We start from the raw sequence: 19851 nt of genomic DNA, 5'->3' as shown, positions 1-19851 counted from the left end.
GGCTTGACCCCCAGGGTCGCCGCACCCAATTGCCGCGTACGGAGCGTGAACGTGAATATCGAAGCGGTTTGGTTCCTGCTGATCGGCGCGCTGTTCGCGCTGATGGCGCTGGCCAAGCGTTTCATCGACGCGCTGCCGATGACGGGCGCCATGATCTACCTGGCTGTCGGTTTCCTGATCGGCCCGGCAGGCCTGGGCCTGCTGACCTTGGACGTGTACGACGACCGCCATGCGCTGCGGCTGATCACCGAAGCGGCGCTGCCGGTATCGCTGTTCGCTATCGGCATGCACCTGCGCGTGGCGTGCGGACACACGCTATGGCGCCTGCCACTGTGGCTGGCTGCGCCCGCCATGTTGCTGACGATCGGCATGATGACGGTGCTGGGCATGGCCGGCTGGGGCCTGGCGCTGGGGCCGGCAGTGCTGCTGGCGGCGGCGTTGGCGCCCACCGACCCGGTGCTGGCCAATGAACTGCGGCCGCTGGAAGCTGGCGACGACGACCCGCTGCGCTTTGCCTTGTCAGGTGAGGGCGGGGCGAACGATGGCGCGGCCTTTCCCTTTGTGGTGCTGGGCATTGCCTTGTGCAATGCCGGGCCGGATGGCTTGCTGCACCCCTGGACATTGGCCGCCGAACTCGTCTGGGGCGTGGCCGTGGCCATTGCCATTGGCTGGCTGATGGGCACGCTCAGTGAACGCCTGATCGCCATGTTGCGCATCCGCTTTGGCAATGCGCTGGGGGTGGATGAATTTCTGGCGTTGGGCCTGATTGCGTTGTGCTACGGCGCCACGCTGCTGGCGCATGGCTACGGCTTTCTGGCGGTGTTCTGCGCGGGCGTGGCCTTGCGTCAGCAAGAGCTGCGCGCAACCGGCGGCAGCCAGAACCCGCGCGCCGCGGTTGAGGACGTGACGCCCGCTAAACAGGAGGAAAGCGCGCAAGACCCCAAGCTGGCCCACGCGCATCTGGCTGAATCGATGATGGCGATTTCGGTCGGGCTGGAACGCTTTGTGGAACTGGCGTTGATGCTGATCATCGGCTGCGTGGTGTCGGCGTGCTGGCGCGACCTGCTGGGCGTGATGCCGCTTGTCGTCATTGCCGTGTTGTTCATGGCGGTGCGGCCGGCGAGCGTGCTGCTGTCGCTGGCGGGGTCCACGCTGGACAGGCGCCAACGCGGGCTGGCGGGTTGGCTGGGCATCCGTGGCGTCGGCACGTTCTATTACCTGCTGCTGGCCATGGAGCAAGCGCCGCGCGGCGTGACGCAGAGCCTGGCGCCGGTGCTGCTGGCGGCCATTGTGGGGTCGGTGCTGGTGCACGGCGTGTCGGCGCAACCCTTGCTGCGGCGCTATCACGGTGCGCGTGCGCCGTAATGGCCCGGCGCGGCAAGCGCCTGGGGTCGGGGGATGGGCGCATTTCAATCGCACCGTCCGCGCCCGTTCTCTTACGCCGATCCGCCTCGCCTGTTGTTATGCTGACGCATCGCCTCGCCGGATATTTCATGCCCGACTCTGCCCGTACCGTTCCGCCGCCTTCCACTTCTGCCATCCACCATTCGACCTTGGCGTCCGACGTGCGCCGCACGCAATTGCGGCGCATGAAAATTGCCGCGCTGGCGTTGCTGGTGGCCATGGTTTGCGGCTTTATCACCAGCCACGTCATGGGCGGACAGGGCGCATGGGCGTGGGTGCGGGCGTTTTGCGAAGCGGCAACGGTGGGCGCGCTGGCTGACTGGTTCGCCGTGGTGGCGCTGTTTCGCCGGCCCATGGGCCTACCCATTCCGCACACGGCCATCATCCCCAGCAACAAAGACCGCATCGGCGACAACCTGGCCGTGTTCGTTCGCGATCACTTTCTGGACCCGGACACGCTGATGGAAAAGCTGCGCGTCTTCGACCCAGCCGCGCGCCTGTCGCGCTGGCTGGTGCGCCCCAAGCAGGCGCATGCACTAAGCGATGGCGCGCGCCGAGTAGCCTTGCAGACGCTGGACATGCTGGATGAACAAGCGGTGCGCGGCGTCATCCAGGAATTCGTTGTGAAGAATCTGCGGCGCTGGGATGCGGCCGGCACCGTGGGCGAAATTCTGGGGCTTTTGACGCGCGACGGGCGGCATCAGGAATTGCTGGATGCGGCCATGGAACGCCTGGGCGGTTATCTGGGCGAAGACGACGTGAAAGAACGCGCGTCGACGCTGCTGGTGAAGTTTGCGCGCAAGGAATGGCCGCGCATCATCGCGGCGGTGGACGTGATCAAGTCGGTGGACGGCATCGCCGACAACCTGGCCGACCGCCTTGCGCTGGCGCTGGTGCAGGAAGTGCGCGACGTGCTGTCCGAACCCGATCACCCGGTGCGGCGCGACTACGAGGCCTGGGTGCTGAACTACATCGAACGCCTGAAAAGCGATCCGGCCTTGTCGGCGCAAGTGGAAGACTTGAAGCAACGCGCCATCGACCATCCCAAGGTGCAGGAATACGTGCAAGGCCTGTGGGACGACATTCATGCTGCATTGCGGCGCGATCTGTCCGACGAAGATTCCGCGCTGGCCCGCCATCTGGAAAGCGCCTTGCTGGCGCTGGGCCGCAAGCTGGGCGAAGACCCGAGCCTGCGTGACGCCATCAACAACCATGTGCTGGGCAGCGCGCGCCGGCTGACCGGCCGGCTGCGCATTGGCGTGACCGAACACATTTCGCGCACGGTGAAAAACTGGGATGAACGCCATCTGGTGGATGAACTGGAACTGAGCGTGGGCCGCGACCTGCAATACATCCGCTTCAATGGCACGCTGGTGGGCGGCCTGATCGGCGTGGCGCTGCACGCGCTGGTGCTGCTGGTGAATCGTTAACAAGCCTGCCCGCTTGTATCAGGAATGAAGATTGCTGGCTGTTTCTGCCGCCCCGGTGCTATTGTTTTCTGCGCCATGGGCCAGGGCGGCGCGGTTCGCCCGGCCGGGCATCCGCACCTTGTGTGCATGATTCCAGGAGGCACTTCATGAAGAAAATCTCGATGCTAGTTGCGACGCTGGCACTCGCAGGCGCGTCCAGCGCCGCGCTTGCCGAAAACGTCACCATGACGTTCCTGACGGCCGACGGCCTGGGCAAGAGCGCCGGCACGATTTCACTGAAGGACACCAAGGGCGGCTTGCAGATTACGCCGAACCTGAAGGGCCTGCCGCCGGGCGAGCACGGCTTTCACGTCCATGAAAAGGATTCGTGCATGCCGGGCATGGTGAATAACCAGATGGCCCCGGGCGGCGCTGCGGGCGGCCACCTGGACCCCAAGGGCACCAAGGCGCACAAGGGGCCGATGGCCACCGATGGGCACCAGGGCGACCTGCCGTTCATCGTGGTGGCGGCCGATGGCACCGCCAAGAAAGCGGTCGTTGCGCCGCATTTGAAGCTGGCCGACGTGAAGAAGCACGCGGTGATGGTGCACGTGGGCGGCGACAACTACAGTGACACGCCCGCGCCGTTGGGCGGCGGAGGCGGCCGTCTGGTGTGCGGCGTGGTGAAGTAAGCCGGTTTACGTCAGACCTGCCGGCGTCGTCAGGCCGTGCCGTTGCGGCCGTACAGCCGGTAGCCCTCGCGGGCGGCAAGCCGGTCGTAGTAGGCCATGACGGCGGGCAGGGCGGGCTTAGAGAATTCCCCGAAAGGCGTGCAGAACCAACGGTTGACGGACAAGCCGATGGGAATGTCCGCCAGCGTGAAATCCTGGCCCGCCACATACGCGCCGGTGCGCGCCAGTTGTTGCTCCAGGATGCCCATGGTGTGCGACCAGCTCTGGCACGATGCCTCGATGCTGGCCGCATCCGTATGCGCGGGCGATTGCCGCGCCAGCGCCATGAAGGCGTAACTCCAGGACCGGTTCAGATCTGTCGCCTGCCAGTCTATCCACTGGTCGATACGCGCGCGCAGTTTGGGTTCGGCGGGGTATAGAGGCTGCCCGTCATATTGTGCGCACAGGTAGCGGATGATGCTGTTCGATTCCCACAGCACGAAATCGCCGTCTTGAATGACGGGGACCATGGCGTTGGGATTCAATGCGAGAAAGGCGGGGTCGCTCGTCGGCTGAAAGCCCGCGCCCCAGTCTTCCCGCGTGAACGGCAAGCGTAGTTCGGCGCAGGTCCACAACACTTTGCGCACATTGATGGATGAGGCCTTGCCTAATATTTTCAGCATCTTGCAGCGGCAGGTAGAGAGGAAATTTGCGCCAGTCTAGCGGCGTGAAAGCCGCGCCGCCAGATACAGATCGCGGCCGCGCCGGGGGTAACAGCGCAGGGCGGGAGCAAGGCCTTGGCAGCTATAACCCCAAGCGCGCAATCCCTATCCGCGCAAACCCATCCCGCGCAATCCCCACCCGCGCAATCCCCACCCGCGCAACCCCCATCCGCTCAAACTCCCACCGCATCCGGCTGGCTGCGCAATCGCAGCACGGGTGACGCGAACAACACCAGAAATTGCACCAGGAACCCGGCCGTGGACACCCATAGGCAGGCGTCCAGGCTGACGCGCGCCGCCAGCGTTGCGCCGATCAGCGCGCCCACGGGCCGCGCGCCGAACGTCGCGGTCAGAATCACTGCCGATACGCGGCCCAGCAGCGCATTCGGCGTCACCGCCTGGCGCAGCGTGGTGGTGGTGATGGTCCATAGAATCGGCCCGGCGCCAAACAGAAAGAACCCCACCGCGGCCCATGGGCCGGACGCATAGGCCAAGGTCGACAGCAGAATGGCGCTGGCCACAAGCGCCGACAGCGGCCCCAGCGCGATCATCGCGCCGAACGACAGCCGACGCGCGAGCCAGGGCGCGGCCAGCGCGCCCGCCAGCATGCCGGCGCCATACACGCCCAGCGTGATGCCCACCCCCGCCGCCGACAACCCCAGCCGTTCAATCGCATACACCACGTACACGGCCTGGAGCACGAACCAGGCGGTGTTGAAGAACACCGCGGTGATCAGCACTGGCCGCAACAGCGGGTGCGCGACGACAAAGGCCGCGCCGGCGCGCAGTTCGGCCAACACTTCGCGGCGGGCCGTGGATGTGGGCGCGTCCTGCGGCAAACCGGCAAGCAGCACCGCGGCTAATAGCGACAACGTGGTGGCCAGCACATACGCCGTCGGCGCACCCATCCAGCCCACCAGCGCGCCGCCTGCGGCCGGCCCCGCGGAAAACGCGCAGCTGCGCGCCAGTTCCAGCCAGCGGTTGGCGCTGGCCAGTTCGCGGGCAGGCACCAGGCGCGGCACCAGCGCCGGGGCGGCGACGTTATAGGCCACCGTACCCACTGCGCCTAAAAATCCCAACGCCGCCAGCCACGCCAGACTGAGTGCGCCCAGCCACAGCAGCGCCAGCAACGCCAGCAAGCTGCACGCGCGCACGCACTCGGCCGCCGTCATCAGCGCGCGGCGCGACATGCGGTCGGCCAGCACGCCCGCCGGCAGGGACAGCAACAGAAAGGGCAAGGTCTGCGCCGTTTGCAGATAGCCCGTTTGCGCAGCGGTGGCGTCCAGCGCCAGCACGGCAACCAGGGGCGCGGCCGCCAGCGCCATCTGTTCGGAAAACTGAGCGGCCAGATTCGAGGCGGCCAAACGGCGGAAGGCAGAGGGCAGGGCAGACATGGGTAACGCCATCAGGCGCTCGAAAACAACAAGGGCACGATCATGATCGTGCCCTTGCTTACCCGCACTCCGGTCCTTGCCATGGGCAAGGGTGGAAGCGTTGAATCGGCCGGTCAGGGAATGGCGGGATAGTCGCCGTAGCCGTCGGGCCAGGGCGTCAGCACTTCGTAGCCGGTTTCCGTCACGACGACCATGTGTTCCCATTGCGCCGACAGCGAGCGGTCTTTCGTGACCACCGTCCAGCCGTCCGGCAACTGCTTGGTGGCGGGCTTGCCGGCGTTGATCATCGGTTCAATCGTGAACATCATGCCGGGTTGCAAGACCAGGCCTTCGCCCGGGCGGCCGTAGTGCAGCACTTGCGGTTCGTCGTGATAGATCTGGCCAATGCCGTGGCCGCAGTATTCGCGCACGATGGAAAAGTGTTCGCGATGCGCCACCGTTTGAATGGCGTGGCCGATGTCGCCCAGCGTGGCGCCGGGTTTCACCGCCATGATGCCGGCGCGCGTGGCTTCGTACGTGGTGTTGACCAGGCGGCGCGCCAACTGGCTGGGCTGGCCCACGTAGTACATGCGGCTGGTGTCGCCGAACCAGCCGTCTTTGATGACGGCCACGTCGATGTTCAGGATGTCGCCGTTCTTCAGCACCTTGGAAGACGGAATGCCGTGGCAGATGACGTGGTTGACCGACGCGCAGATGGTCTTCGGAAAGCCGTGATAGCCCACGTTGGCCGGAATGGCCTTCAGCACGTTCACGATGTATTCGTTGCAGATGCGGTCGAGCTCATCGGTGGTGACACCGGGGCGCACGTGTTCGCCGATCATATGCAGCACTTCCGCCGCCATCGCGCCGGCCTTGCGGGCCATTTCGATATCGGCGGCGGATTTAATGGAAACCTTTCTTGCCATTTACGCGGCCTCCTGCTGGACGCCGTCCGGCAAGCGCCGGGACAAGGACGCAATGGTGAAGCCTTCCGCCTGTTCGATGCGGATCAGCAATTGGCAGATGTCCGCGTGGCGCAGTTCGGGATAAAGCTCGGACAGCATGCCGATGCGCATCCAGTGTTCAGCTTGGGAATTGATCGAGCGGCTGAGTGCGCCGCTGGCGACGCGCAGATTTTCGTGCATCTGCTCAGAGACTTTGACGAGGCCCATGAGGGAATGATCCGTATATGGTTTGTATATGGATCGTATGGTAATCCCAGAAAGGGCTGGCGCGCAAATCGAGGGGGGGTGAAAGGCGGCGCTGCCGCCAGCAACGCGATCGGCGCGATCAGCGCGCCTTGGCCCGCGACGTCTTCTTGGCCGCGCCGGCTTTGGCGGAGCCTGTCTTGGCGGAGCCTGCCTTGGCCGAGCCCGCGCGCCCGGCATCCTTGGGCGCGGGCGCCGTCGCAGCTTGAATCTGCTCCATCCACATCAGCGCGTCCGTGTACGACAGGAACTGTTGCAGATACCCCGGCGACAGCTCGCGCATCAGCGACAAGGCGCGGTGCACCAGCTGATTCGAATTCAGCGGGCCTGCGTTCTTGTGGACCTGTTCCTGCGATTGCCGCACCTGCCGGTCGGCGCTGACGCGGGACCAGACGGCGCGGAAGTACTCCAGCATCTGCACATCGGGGTAGGCTTCGCGCAGCCCCAGCGCGTCGCGCGTCCAGGCGGTGTCGCCGTCGGGGGCATCCGGGTACGCCAGGTAATCGATCAGGCCGGCCAGCGCGCTGGGGGCATCATCGGAAGGGGGCGCTTCCTGCTGCGGGGCAGGCGCGTTCAGCGAGGCTTCATAGGCGCTAAGCAAGCCCGCCAACTTCGCGTCCAGCATTTGCCGCGCGGGGCCATGCAATGCCGCCGTGCGCCGCGCCATGGCGCTCATGAACTGAAAGCGCACCGGGTCGGCATGGGCAGCCCCGCTGTCGCGCCAGGCGTCCAGCGTGGCCTGCGCGTCGTGAGCGTGGCCAGTGCCGGGGACGTCATGACCGTCGCGGACGTCCTGAGCGTCCTGAACGTCCTGACCGTCGCGGACGTCCTGCACGCCCTGAACGTCGCCAAGGCTACGAAGGTCGGGCGAGACGCCCGCGCTGCCGTCACTGCTCACGCGGTTTTCCCGGTTCGTTGGACGGCTTGGGGATCGGGGTGATCTCCACGCGGCGGTTCTTGGCGCGGCCTTCCTCGTCGGCGTTGGACGCCACCGGCTGCTCCGAGCCGAACGCGGCGGCGAACACGGTGGACGACGGCACGCCTTCATCGATCAGCGCACGCGTCACCGTCAAGGCGCGCTGCGCCGACAAATCCCAGTTGTCCGCAAAACGGCGGTTGCCTTCGCGCACCTGCTGGTCGTCGGTATACCCGCTGACCATCAGGATTTCGTCGTGCGTCTTCAGATACGCGGACAGCGGTTCGATCAGCGTCTTCAGAATCTCCCGGCCTTCGGGCTGCAACTGATCGGAGTTCAGCGCAAACAGCACGCTGCCGCTGATGCCGATGCGGCCATTGATCAAGGTGACGCGGCCCGCCGCAAGCGGCCCGGCCAGCGCCTGCTCCAGCGTCTCGCGCCGTTGCGTTTCTTCCTGGCGCTGCTTGACCTCTTCTTCCAGCTGCGTCGACAACTGCAACTGCACGCCGATCACGCTGACCAGGATCAGCACAAAGGCGCCCAGCAGCACCGACATCAGGTCGCCGAAGACGGCCCAGGCGGGGGAGGAGGCCTCGACGCCGCCGTCGATGTCTTCGCTCATGCGGCTTCCGCTCCGGCGGTGGCGCGCTGGACGGCCAGCTGTTGCAGGTTCTCGATGATCTGCTTTTGCGACATCAGGCTCAGGTCAACCACTTCACGCGCTTGCGCCACGTAGTAGGACAGTTGCTCGTCGCCACGCGCGATGGACTTGTCCAGCGCCGCTTCGATGCGTTGCAGGTGCGCGACCAGCTTGTCGTTGGACTCGCCGAACAGCTGCACCGCCGTGCCGAAGGATTCGCCCAGGCTGGCCACTTCCACGGCGCTGCTGGTCACATGCGCCGCCACATCGGCAAGCTTGCCGGTTTCGGCTTCGACGCGGTCGGTGAACTGCGTGCCCACGCGTTCCAGCAGCTCGGCCGACGAGGCCACCAGCGCGTCCACGGCTGTGCGTTGTTCGGCAGCGGTGTGATTGACCGCGTTCAAGAGCGTGTCCAGCGTGTCGAGCAGGCGGTTGCGTTCTTCGAGCATGTCGTTGTCGCGCACCATGCTGTCCGACAGCTTCTGGCGCAATTCACCGATGACGTCCGCCGCGGCCTTCGGGGCTTCGGACGCGGCTTGCACCAAGCGGCTGATCTCGGCAATGGTCTCGCTGGCATGCGCCTGCGTTTGCGACGTGATGTCGTGTGCGGTCTGGGCCAGCGTGTCGGCCACGGCGGCCAGCTTGCCGGTCCAGGCGCCCAGGCGCGCTTCGTCGTTTGCAGCCAGCTCGGCTTGCAGCGTCGCGTGCGATTGGTCCAGCGTTTGCAGCAACGACGCCGAGTGTTGTTCGAAGGTAGCCGCTGCCGTTTCCAGCGCCTGCTGATGGCTCGCCGCCAATTGCTCGTTGACCAGCTCCTGGCGCGTCTGCGCGTCGGTCCAGGCCTGCGTGACGCTGCTTGCCGCTGTCTCCAGACGGGTCGATGCGGCCTCCAGCACGGTCGCCTGCGCTTCGGTTTGTGCAGTGATGTCGCGGGTGGTTTGGGCCAGGGCTTGCGTCAAGGCTTCCTGACGCGACGCGGCTTGCACGCCCGCCAGCTCCCATTCCTGGCCCAGCGCGTCGGCCAGCGCGGCCAGCTTCGCGGTCCAGGCGGACAGCCGTGCTTCATCCTTGGACGCCAGCGCCGCTTGCAAATCGGCGTGCGACTGGTCCAGCGTGCGCAGCAACGATGCCGAGTGTTGTTCGAACGTGGCGGCGGCGGTCTTCAGTGCTTGCTGGTGGGTCGCCGCGAGCTTTTCGCCGACCTGTTCCTGGCGCGCCTGCGCGTCGGTCCAGGCCTGCGTCACGCTGCTTGCCGCCGTTTCCAGGCGGGCCGACACGGTCTCCAGCAGGCGGGCTTGCGCTTCCGTCTGGCCGGTGACGTCCAGCGCGGTCAAGGCCAGCGTGTCGCTGATTTCCTGTTGGCGGGCAACGGTGTGCTCGCCAGCGGCCTTCCATTCCTGGCCCAGCGTGGCGGCCATGGCGGTCAAGGTGCCGGTCCACGCCGCCAGACGCTCGTGGTCTTGCGCGGCAAGCGCCGTATGCAGATCGGCGTGCGATTGTTCCAGCGTGCGCAGCAAGGACGCCGAGTGTTGTTCGAAGGTGGCGGCGGCCGTCGTCAAGGCTTGCTGATTGTCGGCAGCCAGCTTCTCGCTGACTTGCTCCTGGCGGGCCAATGCGGTGGTCCAGCGGTCCGACACGCCGTTCGCGGCGGACTCCAAACGGGCCGACACGCTTTCCAGCAGCAGCGCTTGCGCTTCGGTTTGCGCGGTGATGTCGCGCGCGGTGCGCGCCATCGACTCGCTGATCGCTTCCTGGCGGCTGGCGGCTTGCGCGCCAGCCTGTTCCCATTCCTGACGCAGCGTGGCGGCCATGGCGGCAAGCGAATCCGTCCAGGCGGACAGACGCTCGTGGTCCTTGGCGGCCAGCGCCGTTTGCAGGTCGGCATGCGACTGGTCCAGCGTGCGCAGCAGCGACGCCGAGTGCTGTTCGAACGCGGCAGCGGCGGTGGTCAGGGCCTGTTGATTGTCGCGGGCCAAGGTCTCGCTGACCTGTTCCTGGCGCGACAAGGCCGAATCCCAGCGGGCCGACACGTTGTTGGCCGCGGCTTCCATGCGCGCCGACACGCCTTCCAGCACGCTGGCTTGCGCAGCGGCCTGGGCGTTGATGTCGCGCACGGTTTGCGCCAGCGTGTCGCTGATGGCTTGCTGACGGGCGGCGGCTTGCGTGCCAGCCTGTTCCCATTCCTGGCGCAGCGTGGCGCCCATGGCGCCCAGCGTTTCCGTCCAGGCGGCCAGGCGTTGCTGATCGCGCGAGGCCAGGTCCGATTGCAGCAGCGCGTGCGAGTCGTTCAGCGTGCGCAACAGCGACGCCGAGTGTTGTTCAAAGCTGGCGGCAGCGGCCGTCAGGGCTTGCAGGTTGTCGCCCGCCAGCTTCTCACTGACGCGCTCCTGGCGCGATAGCGCCGAGGTCCAGGCCTCGGACATATTGCCCGACGACGTTTCCATTCGCGCCGACACGCCATCCAGCAGGGCGGACGAACGTTGCTCAAACGTTTCGGCAAAGCGGTCGAGGGAGGCGCGCAAGTCCTGCGCCAGCGTTTCGCTTGCGCGCTGCTGGCCGGCCAGCGCCTGGTTCCAGATGTCGGCCACATTGGCGGTAGACGATTGGAAGCCGGACGTCAGGCTGCTCAATTGCTGCTGCACGGCTTGCGTCACCGTGTCTTGCAAGCTGGCGGTTTCGCGCGACAGGCTGGCCATCGTGGCTTCAACAACGGGCTGCAAGGCCACGCCGGCCGAGCGCGCGCTTTCGGCCACGCCTTCCTTCATGGACTGTTCCATCACCGACGCCAGGCGGGCGTAGGCGGCCTCGGCCTTGTCCTGGAACGCATCCTGGCTGGCCATTTGGCGGTCATTGATGGCGCGGGTTTGCTGCTCCATGTTTTGCATCATGGCTTGCAGGCGGTCTACCAGCGTGGGCATGGCTTCGGCCTGACGCTGCATCACTTCGGCTTGCCGTTGCAGCAGCTTGAAGGATTCTTCGCGTTGATAGCTTTGCGAATACACGCGCAAGGTCGTGGCGATCTTGGTATCCAGCGACTGGGCCGCCTGCACGCGTTCACGGCGGCACAGCGCAGCCAGCAGGCCCAGCATGGCGGAGGTGGCCACGCCGGCAATCGACGTGCCAAAGGCGAAACCCAAGCCCTTGACCGGCGCGGCGAGGGACGCGCGGATAGCGCCCAGGTCGGTCGCGCTTTCCAGCGCCATGCCGGTGCCGCGCAGCGTGACGACCATGCCCAGGAACGTGCCCAGCATGCCCAGCAACACCAGCAGGCCGACCAGATACGGCGTCAGCGCCGGGCCGGGCAGGCCGACGCGTTCGCCTTCCACGCGCAGGCGCGCGGCGTTGCGCAGGCTGGGATGCAGCTGATCCAGCCAGGAACCCAGGCTGGCCGGCGCTTCGGATAGCGAGGCCGTGGACCGCGTCAGGGTGGACGTGGCCTGCTGATACCGCAGCAGTTCCCACGCGCCCGCCAGATAACAGACGCCAATCAGCAGCGTCACGGCCAGCGCCAGCGGGTTCGTGCCCGCATAGCCCACGCCAATCCAGCCCACAACGGCCAGACCGGCCAGGAATACAACGAAATTGATCAGAGTCTTGGACATGGTGTCCTGGTTAGCTGGCGCGAAGGGCGGCAAGCAGCCCTTCGACCGGTTGTAAACGAACATCCAATTCGGCAAGCAGGACGCTGCGCATATCCTTGCGGAACACGTCCAGCCAGGCGCCGGGGGTAATCGGCTGGGGGGCGGGCTCGGCTTCAAGGTCGGGCGCTTCGGCCAGCCGCAGGCGTTCAAAATGCGTGTGAAGCAGCTTTGGAATGAGCCCAAACAAGGCGCGTTCCTTAGGTAGCAGCGCGCGGTCCATGATGGCGTCCACGACGGCCAGCCGTGTCATTTCGCCATTTCTGGCCGCAACCATGCCGCGCAAACGGCTGCGCAAATTGCCTACGCTGGTCTCCATCGTGTGCTGCAACGACTGATACCGCTGACGAAAATTCGAGTAATCGGCCTCGGCTTGCTCTACAGCCGCCGACTTCTTGGCCGGCGCTTGTCCGGGAACAAGCCGCTTGGCGGCCGTGGCCGCCGTATCGCTGGCGATGGCATCGGCCAGCGTGGTCCGGACACGCGCGCATTCGCGCTCTTCGGCACTGCTGAACTGACGCGCGCCAGGGGCGATCACCGGCGGGCGGGTATTCAAGGCCGCGGAAAGCGCGATCGCATCCGTCCAACCGAGCCACAGGCTCAAATGGTCGGACAGCGATTGCCTGGATTCCGGAACGTCGACATCCGTCAGGCGAGTCAGCAAGCGAATGAGCGTCGGGCCGCTTAAACCTGTGCGCTGTGGGGCTTGCAACATACCACCAGAGTCAAAAAGGGGGGAGTTTACACGCTGACGGGCAGGTTAAGGGCGGGGTGAGGGCTCCACGCGCGATAAGTGGGGACGCATCATTTGGGGGCTGCCCAATTGGGGGCGGTTCAAGTGGGCCAGCTCAAGGGGCCTAGCTCAAGGGGGCCAGCTCAAGGGACCCAGCTCAAGGGACCCAGCTCAAGGGACCCAGCTCAAGGGGGCCAGCTCAAGGGGTCCAGCTCAACGGCCCAGCTCAACGGCCCAGCTCAACGGCCCAGCTCAACGGACCCGCTCACTTTGGGCTGATCACTCCCTTTCATCCCCGCTGGCCCATTGGCTCAGGTCGTCGACGGGGCGGGGCAGGTAGCCTTCCAGCGTCTGCGCGATCCAGGCGGGGTCAATATAGTTGTAGGTCGATTCGATCACCCAGGACAAAAAGTCCTGCGGGCCGCCATTCATATACGGGGGTGGCGACACCGGCTTGAACACGGTGGGCAGCTTGTCGTGGATGGACGCGTCGTTCAGCACAAAGCCCAATTCCTGCACGACTTGCCAAGCCAAAGGGTTCTGAAGGTCGATGGTGAACTTGACCCACCAATAGGCATCGCTTGTCACCTGCGAGGACAGCACGTTCACGCCCGGCATCCGCGACAGATAGTCCACCAGCTTGGGCAGCCCGGCTTTCAACACGGCCGGGTTGATGGCTTCAACCGGCGGTGTGACCGATTCCAACTTCTTCAGAATGTGCGCGTGCAGCGTACGGTTGGCGTCGGCGGCCTCGCGTTCCAGCGGTTTTTGCAGACTTTTGGGTAGCGTCAGTTCCATACGTTCCAGTTATGTGTGGTTTAGCGGGGGACTTGGTTGGGGGCGCCTAGCTGGGGGCGCCTAGCCGGGGGCGCCGAGCTGGGGGCGCCGAGTCGGGGTCGCCTAGCCGGGGTCGCCGAGCCGGGAGCGCCTAGCCGGGAGCGCCTAGCCGGGAGCGCCGAGCTGGGGTCGCCGAGCCGACGGCCGCTCGGCCGGGCAGCCCCGCATTGTGCCAATTTGCGCGCCATCCGGCACGCCCCACCGACGCAGCGGCGGTGGTAGATTGTTCCGCACCCGAATGCCAAGGCGGATATTGAAGTGGGCGAGATCACCATCGAGCTTCTGATCGCAAGCGCGGCGCGCGCCTTGGCCGCGGGCGACCCGCTGGGCGCGCTGAACCTCGTGGCGTTGCGTGACGAGGCCCCCGCGCTGGCCCTGCGTGGTATCGCCATGGCGCAGTTGGGTGATTTTTCCCGGGCGAAGGCGCTGTTGCGCAACGCGGCACGGGCCTTCGGGCCGGCGCATCCGGTTGCGCGCGCCCGCTGCATCGTGGCCGAAGCCGAAGTGGCGCTGGCCTCGCGGGATCTGGCCTGGCCCGAAAAATCGCTGGCCGCGGCACGCGCCACATTGGCGTCACACGGCGACCCCCTCAACGCAGCGCACGCCGCGTATCTACAGGCGCGGCGGCTGTTGCTGCTGGGCCGCCTGGACGACGCCGATCTCGTTCTGGCCGGCGTGGACGCCAGCCCCATGCCCGCCGCCTCGCGCGCCATCCACGAACTCATCACGGGCGGCATCGCCATGCGCCGGGTGCAGGCAGGGGCGGCGGGCGCGGCGCTGGCTCGCGCACAACACGCCGCGCGGCAGGCCGGCATTCCCGCCTTGATGGCCGAGGTGGACCACGCGTTGCAGACGCTGCATGCCCCCGCCGCGCGGGAAGTCTTGCAAGACGGCGCGCGCGATCTGCGGCTGGATGAGGTCGAGGCGCTGCTGGCATCCCCGGCGCTGATCATCGACGCCTGCCGCAACGTCGTGCGCCAAGACGGCCAAACGGTGCCGCTGGCCAGCCGCCCGGTCTTGTTCACGCTGGCGCGGCTGCTGGCCGAGGCCTGGCCGCAAGACGTGACTCGCGAACTGCTGATCGCCCAAGCGTTTCGCACCGGCTTTCAGGACGACTCCCATCGCGTGCGGCTGCGCGTGGAAATCGGACGCCTGCGCACCGCGTTGCGGCCGCTGGCGGGCATCAACGCAACGCGGCACGGCTTCGTGTTGCGGCCTCATGCCGGGGCCAATGTCGTCGTGCTGGCGCGCCCGGTCGACGTGGCCGACCGCGACCACGCCGCCGTGCTGGCTTGCCTGGTCGACGGTCAGGCGTGGTCCAGCTCTGCCTTGGCTCTGGCGTTGGGCGCAAGCCAGCGTACGGTGCAGCGGGCGTTGGATGCGCTGGCGGCCTCGGGTCAGGCGCAGCCCTTGGGCCATGGCCCCGCCCGCCGCTGGACGACGCCCGCCGTGCCGGCATTCACGACAAGCTTGTTACTCCCCGTGTTGTTGCCGGCTCAGTAGCATGAAGTCTCCTCCTTCAAGGACACAGTCATGAAACGAACCCAAGCCCAAATCCTCCGTGAATACGGCCCTTTCTCTGGTGTCGACAGCGTGCATGGCGTCACCTACGACGGCCATCAGGTCTGGTTTGCCGTCGGCGAAAAACTGATCGCGCTGGACCCCGATAGCGGCGAGACACCGCGCGCGTTGAATGTGGCGGCCAACGCCGGGACGGCCTTTGACGGCAAACACCTCTATCAAATCGCCGAAGGCAAAATCCAGAAGCTGGACCCGGCCAACGGCAAGGTCCTGTCCACCATCCCCGCGCCCGGTGGCGGCGGCGATTCCGGCATGGCTTGGGCCGATGGCTCGTTGTGGGTCGGCCAGTATCAGCAGCGCAAGATCTATCAGGTGGACCCCGGCACCGGCAAGGTGCTGCGCACGATCGACTCCAACCGCTACGTCACCGGCGTCACCTGGGTGGACGGGCAACTGTGGCACGGCACCTGGGAAAACGACGTCAGCGAATTGCGGCGGCTGGAACCGGACACCGGCGCGGTGCTGGAAAGCGTGGACATGCCGGCGGGCGTGGGCGTGTCGGGCCTGGAGTCGGATGGCGCCGACCGCTTCTTCTGCGGCGGGGGTAATTCCGGCAAGGTCAGGGCAGTGCGGCGCCCCGGGTAGAATCGTTCGAAGGCCGCCACGGCTGTTGGGTGGCGGCGCTTAGCGCTATGTAGAGCTACGCAGCGTTATCCAGCACCTCTTGGCGCTATCCCAGCATCCCTTGGCGCTATCCAGCACCTCTTAGCGCCATCCAGCACCACTCTAGGAACCGCATGAAATTTGCTCCGCTAGGCATGTTGGCCTTGGCCGCGATCGGCATCACGGCCCAGGCCCAGCCCCTTGTCATCCCCACGCCGGAAGAAGCCCACGCCGCCGTGCTGACGCTGCTGGGTGATGATCTACCCGGGATGAAGACCTCGCAACTGGCCATCGGCACCTGCCTGCCCGCACCCAAGCCGTCGCACAAGGGCCGGGTGTCTTGCACCACCATGCTGCTGATGCCAGCCGGCACGTCCGAGGCGCCCATGGACTTCTATCAGGACGGCGGCAAGTGGGTGGCCTCGCCGCCGACCAATATGGAACTGCCGTTTCCCGACCCCAAGCTTGCCGACAAGCATTGGGTGGAAGGCAAGAGCAAGCCATAGAGCAAGCCGTAGGGGCAATTCAGGCCATCGCGGCCCGCAGCAGCACATCCTCATAAAAAGCGCCGATGGGTTGGTGCTGGTCGCGCACCTGAATCTCAAGCACCCAGATGCCATCGCCGGGCACGAAATCCGCATTGGCCAACTGATGCTTGCCATACAGCGCATGCGGAAAATCTGACACGCGATGGCCGGGTATCTCGTGCACCAGCTTGCAGCCCAGCTCGTGCGCGTAGGTGTCGGCCAGCTCATACAGCGCTTGGCCCGTCATGCCGTTTAACCACGCCAGGCGCGTGCGTTCGAAGACGTCGCGCGCGGCTTGGGCGCAGCGTTGCCGGTCGGCATTGCTGCCGGTGACGAAGGTGTCGCCGTAGTCGCCTTCATACCCGTCCCAGACGGGGCCGATGTCGATGACGAAGATGTCGTCTTCTCCCAGCGTGCGTTGGCGGTCGGTGGGTTGCACCGCAGGCGATTGTGAATCCGCGCCGAAGCGGATGTAGGTGGGGTGCCAGTTGTGTGACGCGCCCATCTGGCGCAGGTGCGCGTCGGCCCGTGCGATGGCGTCGGCGGTGGTGATGCCGGGCGTCATCAGCGCGGCGATCTCATGCACGGCGGTGATGGAACGTTGGCGGGCTTGCAGGATGCCGTCCATCGTGAAGCGTTCGCTGACGCGTTCCCAGGGGTGAGCGGGAGGGGCTGGGGGGGACGCAAGTGTGGCGCTTGCCGGTACAAACGCTTCCGACTGAAAGCGGCCGTCGGGTAGCCCGGCATCACGCAAGCGCGCTTGCGCCGCGCGCACCATGGCACCGTTGCCGCAGGCGTAGACCAGCGTACGCGCCCAGTCATGGCCGGCTTGGGCGGCGCGATCTTGCACGTAGTGCGCGCCGTCGCGCCGGGCATCGTCGTGCCGGGCAGTTCCGTCGCCCGACAGGACGGGGTGCCAGCGGAACGCCGGGCCTTTGCCTTGCAGCGCATTCAAGAGGCCGCTGGCGTAGCAATCGTCCCGTTGGCGCGCGCCCCAATACAGCGTCACGGTGGTGAAGTGATCGCTTTCCAGGGCGCGCATCAAGATGGGAAACACGCCGGCCAAGCCCGTGCCGGTGGCCAGCAGCACCAAGTGGCTGACCCCGTGCGGCAGCGTCGACGGCAACACGCAAGCGCCATACGGGCCTTCCAGCGTCAAGGCGTCGCCTGGCGTTAACGCGGGCAAGATGTTGTTGGTGAAAGCGCCTTGCGGCGTGCGGCGGATATGGAACTCCAGCCGACAGGCGCCTGCCGCGCCGGGCGTATTGGCAATCGAGAAGCTGCGGCGTCCGCCATCCTCCAGCAGCAGCTGCACGTGCTGGCCGGGCAGATAGTCGAACGCGTCATCGCCTTGGATTTCGATGATCAGCTGCGTGATGCCGGTGGTTAGCGGCCGCCGCGATACAACGCGCGCGTCGTAGCGCTGCGCGGGGCGGGCAGGCGCGGTCCAGTGCGCAAAGCGCAAGCTCAGATCGCTGGCGGCGCGGCATTGGCACATCAGCAATTCGTTATCCGCCGGCACGTAGGAACGTTCGTTCGGCGCGGTGATGGGTTCGAAGTCACCCGCCACTACCTGCGCCCGGCACGAGCCGCATTCGCCGCGTTGGCACGAGAAGGGCACGGGGGCGCCCTGGGCCAAGGCCGCATCCAGAATGGACGTGCCGCCATCGGTCGTGAACGAGCCGGTTTCCAGCGTGATGGTGTAGGGCGATGACATCGATGTCTTCCTGATTGGCATAGGAATAAAGGAATCTGGTCACGCCAATTTATCGATAGAATGGCTTATCGAATAGAGCCATATTCATAAAAATGAGCAAGCCACTTATCGAGCGCCATGGCACAGGCACAGGCACAGGCACCGCCACCGCCACCGGCACCGGCACCACCACCATCACCGCCACAGGCATCGGCACAGGCATCGGCGCAGGCATCGGCGCAGGCAAAGGAAAAGGCACAGGTACGAGCACAGGCACAGGCAAAGGCACCGGCACCGGTACGAGCACGCGCGCGCGTACCAAACAGGAATCCAGCCTGGACTTGCCTGCCGACCCGCCCCGCGCAGGCGAATCCAAACAGGCCTGGGTGTACCGGCAGATTCAGGAACGCATCTTGAAAGGCGTGCTGGCGGAGGGCGCCCGCCTGCCATCCACGCGTGAGCTGGCGGCGCGATGGCAGGTGTCGCGCTCCACGGTTGAAGCGGCCTATGACCAATTGCGCGGCGAAGGCTACACGGCGGGCACGGTGGGATCAGGCACCTACGTGTCGGCGGTGATTCCCGACAACTTCTTCCGCAGGGGCTTGCCGGGCGACGGCATCAGCGCCAACACCGGCACCAGCAGCACCGGCAGCAACAGCACCAACACCAGCACCCGCAGCACAGGCCGCGCCGTCACCGCCAAGTCCGCAACACCTCCCGGCCCCACACCCTTATTCGCCGCTAGAACCGCTGACGCATCGCTTTTTCCCATGCCGGCGTGGCGCAAGGGCTTGATGATCAGCGCGCAGCACGTCACGCCCAGCCAGTTGGCCAACGAGGAATCGCAGGGCTGGCTGCCGTTACGCGTGCAGATTGCGCGCTACCTTGGCGCGGTGCGCGGCATTTCGTGCGAGCCGGATCAAATCGTCATCCTGACCGGCATCCGGGATGGCCTGGACCTAAGCGCCCGCATCTTGCTGACGCGCCAAGACAAGGTGCTGATCGAAGACCCGGGCTATCTGACCGCCGTGCCGCTGTTCAGCCAGTTCACGCCCAAGGTGATGCCCATCGCCATTGACGAGCAGGGCTTTTCGGTCGCGCGCGCCAAACGCCAGCGCGGCGTGAAGCTGGTACACGTGACGCCCGCGCACCAGTCGCCCACCGGCATCACGATGCCCGTCTCGCGCCGTCTGGAATTGTTGGCGTGGGCCGAGGAGCAAAACTGCTGGATTGTCGAAGACGACTACGACAGCGAATTCAACTACGACAGCGCGCCGCTGCCCGCGTTGAAGAGCCTGGACACCGCCGACCGCGTCATTCACCTGGGCAGCTTCAACAAGACCATGTTCAACGCGCTGCGCATCGGCTATGCCGTGCTGCCCAAACGCTGGGTGCCTGCCTTCACGCGCGCGCGCCACACCACCGGGCGGTCCAACAGCATGATCGAGCAGATGACGTTGGCCCGCTTTCTGGAAGACGGCAGCTTCGCCCGCCACATTCGCAAGGCGCGTGCGGTGTATGCGCAGCGGCGCGATCAGGTGATGCACGAATTGGCGCAAGCCATGGGCAATGCGCCGTTGCGCGTCAGTGGTGAACACGCGGGCTTTCATTTGCTGTGGTGGCTGCCTGCGGATGTGGACATGGCGGGGATGCAGGCGCGGGCGCAGGCCATGGGCATCGCCGTGCTGCCGCTATCGGACTTCTGCCGGCGCGTGGCCTTGCCGCCGGGGCTGGTGATCGGCTACAGCGGCTTGTCAGAGCCCGAGATCGCGCAACAGGGCGCGCAGCTGCGCGCGCTGTTGGCGGGTGCCGTGTCCGCCGCATGAGCCGGACGGGTGCGGCCACGCCTGACGCGCGCTTAGAATATCGCCCCGGCCATCGGCCACCACAACG

At 66.1% G+C, this 19851-nt stretch carries 17 protein-coding genes; 7 read left to right on the top strand and 10 right to left on the bottom strand.

Translation table 11 applies throughout. The features are described from left to right. Positions 1-51 precede the first annotated feature (51 nt). The 3 genes from AC1DB0_RS01710 to sodC all read left to right on the top strand — a co-directional run bounded on the left by AC1DB0_RS01710 (position 52) and on the right by sodC (position 3505). The gene (locus AC1DB0_RS01710) at positions 52-1365 is read left to right on the top strand and encodes a cation:proton antiporter (protein WP_476756739.1); all 1314 of its coding nucleotides are present in this window, start codon (positions 52-54) and stop codon (positions 1363-1365) included. 224 nt (positions 1366-1589) lie between these two features. After that, a complete protein-coding gene (locus AC1DB0_RS01705) occupies positions 1590-2834 on the top strand; it encodes a DUF445 domain-containing protein (RefSeq protein ID WP_175169534.1) in 1245 nt (414 codons plus the stop codon). 146 nt (positions 2835-2980) lie between these two features. After that, entirely contained in the window at positions 2981-3505 is a 525-nt protein-coding gene (gene sodC / locus AC1DB0_RS01700; RefSeq protein ID WP_054421467.1) for a superoxide dismutase family protein, read from the top strand. A gap of 29 nt (positions 3506-3534) precedes the next feature. On the opposite strand, the gene AC1DB0_RS01695 is transcribed toward sodC, so the two are convergent. The 9 genes from AC1DB0_RS01695 to AC1DB0_RS01655 all read right to left on the bottom strand — a co-directional run bounded on the left by AC1DB0_RS01695 (position 3535) and on the right by AC1DB0_RS01655 (position 13512). Then, entirely contained in the window at positions 3535-4167 is a 633-nt protein-coding gene (locus AC1DB0_RS01695; protein ID WP_346550203.1) for a glutathione S-transferase family protein, read from the bottom strand. A gap of 212 nt (positions 4168-4379) precedes the next feature. Further along, complete coding sequence (locus AC1DB0_RS01690) at positions 4380-5600, bottom strand: MFS transporter (RefSeq protein ID WP_476756740.1); 1221 nt, start codon at positions 5598-5600, stop codon at positions 4380-4382. Between the two features lie 113 nt (positions 5601-5713). Next, complete coding sequence (map, locus tag AC1DB0_RS01685) at positions 5714-6505, bottom strand: type I methionyl aminopeptidase (protein WP_054421470.1); 792 nt, start codon at positions 6503-6505, stop codon at positions 5714-5716. Further along, positions 6506-6751 (bottom strand): ParD-like family protein, encoded by a 246-nt coding sequence (locus AC1DB0_RS01680; protein ID WP_054421473.1) that lies wholly within the window; start codon positions 6749-6751, stop codon positions 6506-6508. 118 nt (positions 6752-6869) lie between these two features. Further along, a complete protein-coding gene (locus AC1DB0_RS01675; protein ID WP_476756741.1) occupies positions 6870-7685 on the bottom strand; it encodes a DUF2894 domain-containing protein in 816 nt (271 codons plus the stop codon). Beyond that, complete coding sequence (locus AC1DB0_RS01670; RefSeq protein WP_054421475.1) at positions 7675-8325, bottom strand: OmpA family protein; 651 nt, start codon at positions 8323-8325, stop codon at positions 7675-7677. The genes AC1DB0_RS01675 and AC1DB0_RS01670 overlap by 11 nt, the downstream gene beginning before the upstream one ends. Further along, on the bottom strand, positions 8322-11945 hold the full coding sequence (locus tag AC1DB0_RS01665; RefSeq protein WP_476756742.1) for a DUF802 domain-containing protein: 3624 nt from the start codon (positions 11943-11945) through the stop codon (positions 8322-8324). The genes AC1DB0_RS01670 and AC1DB0_RS01665 overlap by 4 nt, the downstream gene beginning before the upstream one ends. A 10-nt stretch (positions 11946-11955) precedes the next feature. Next, positions 11956-12696, bottom strand: a complete 741-nt coding sequence (locus tag AC1DB0_RS01660) for a DUF3348 domain-containing protein (RefSeq protein WP_441370939.1) — start codon at positions 12694-12696, stop codon at positions 11956-11958. 297 nt (positions 12697-12993) lie between these two features. Further along, on the bottom strand, positions 12994-13512 hold the full coding sequence (locus AC1DB0_RS01655) for a hypothetical protein (protein WP_476756743.1): 519 nt from the start codon (positions 13510-13512) through the stop codon (positions 12994-12996). Positions 13513-13824: 312 nt separating this feature from the next. Between AC1DB0_RS01655 and AC1DB0_RS01650 the strand changes: the two genes are divergently transcribed. From AC1DB0_RS01650 to AC1DB0_RS01640, 3 genes are all read left to right on the top strand, one after another. Next, a complete protein-coding gene (locus AC1DB0_RS01650) occupies positions 13825-15054 on the top strand; it encodes a helix-turn-helix domain-containing protein (RefSeq protein WP_476756854.1) in 1230 nt (409 codons plus the stop codon). A 30-nt stretch (positions 15055-15084) separates the two neighbouring features. Continuing rightward, entirely contained in the window at positions 15085-15717 is a 633-nt protein-coding gene (locus AC1DB0_RS01645) for a Vgb family protein (RefSeq protein WP_476756744.1), read from the top strand. 152 nt (positions 15718-15869) lie between these two features. Continuing rightward, positions 15870-16241, top strand: a complete 372-nt coding sequence (locus tag AC1DB0_RS01640; RefSeq protein WP_156336395.1) for a hypothetical protein — start codon at positions 15870-15872, stop codon at positions 16239-16241. A 19-nt stretch (positions 16242-16260) separates the two neighbouring features. Here the strand turns inward: AC1DB0_RS01640 and AC1DB0_RS01635 are convergent, their stop codons facing one another. Then, positions 16261-17979 (bottom strand): M24 family metallopeptidase, encoded by a 1719-nt coding sequence (locus AC1DB0_RS01635; RefSeq protein WP_476756745.1) that lies wholly within the window; start codon positions 17977-17979, stop codon positions 16261-16263. Positions 17980-18071: 92 nt separating this feature from the next. On the opposite strand from AC1DB0_RS01635, the gene pdxR reads away from it, so the two are divergent. Then, a complete protein-coding gene (gene pdxR, locus AC1DB0_RS01630; RefSeq protein WP_476756746.1) occupies positions 18072-19784 on the top strand; it encodes a MocR-like pyridoxine biosynthesis transcription factor PdxR in 1713 nt (570 codons plus the stop codon). Positions 19785-19851 lie beyond the last annotated feature (67 nt).

Source organism: Achromobacter sp. 10T422, from assembly GCF_056394065.1.
This window is presented reverse-complemented; position numbering and strand designations above follow the sequence as displayed.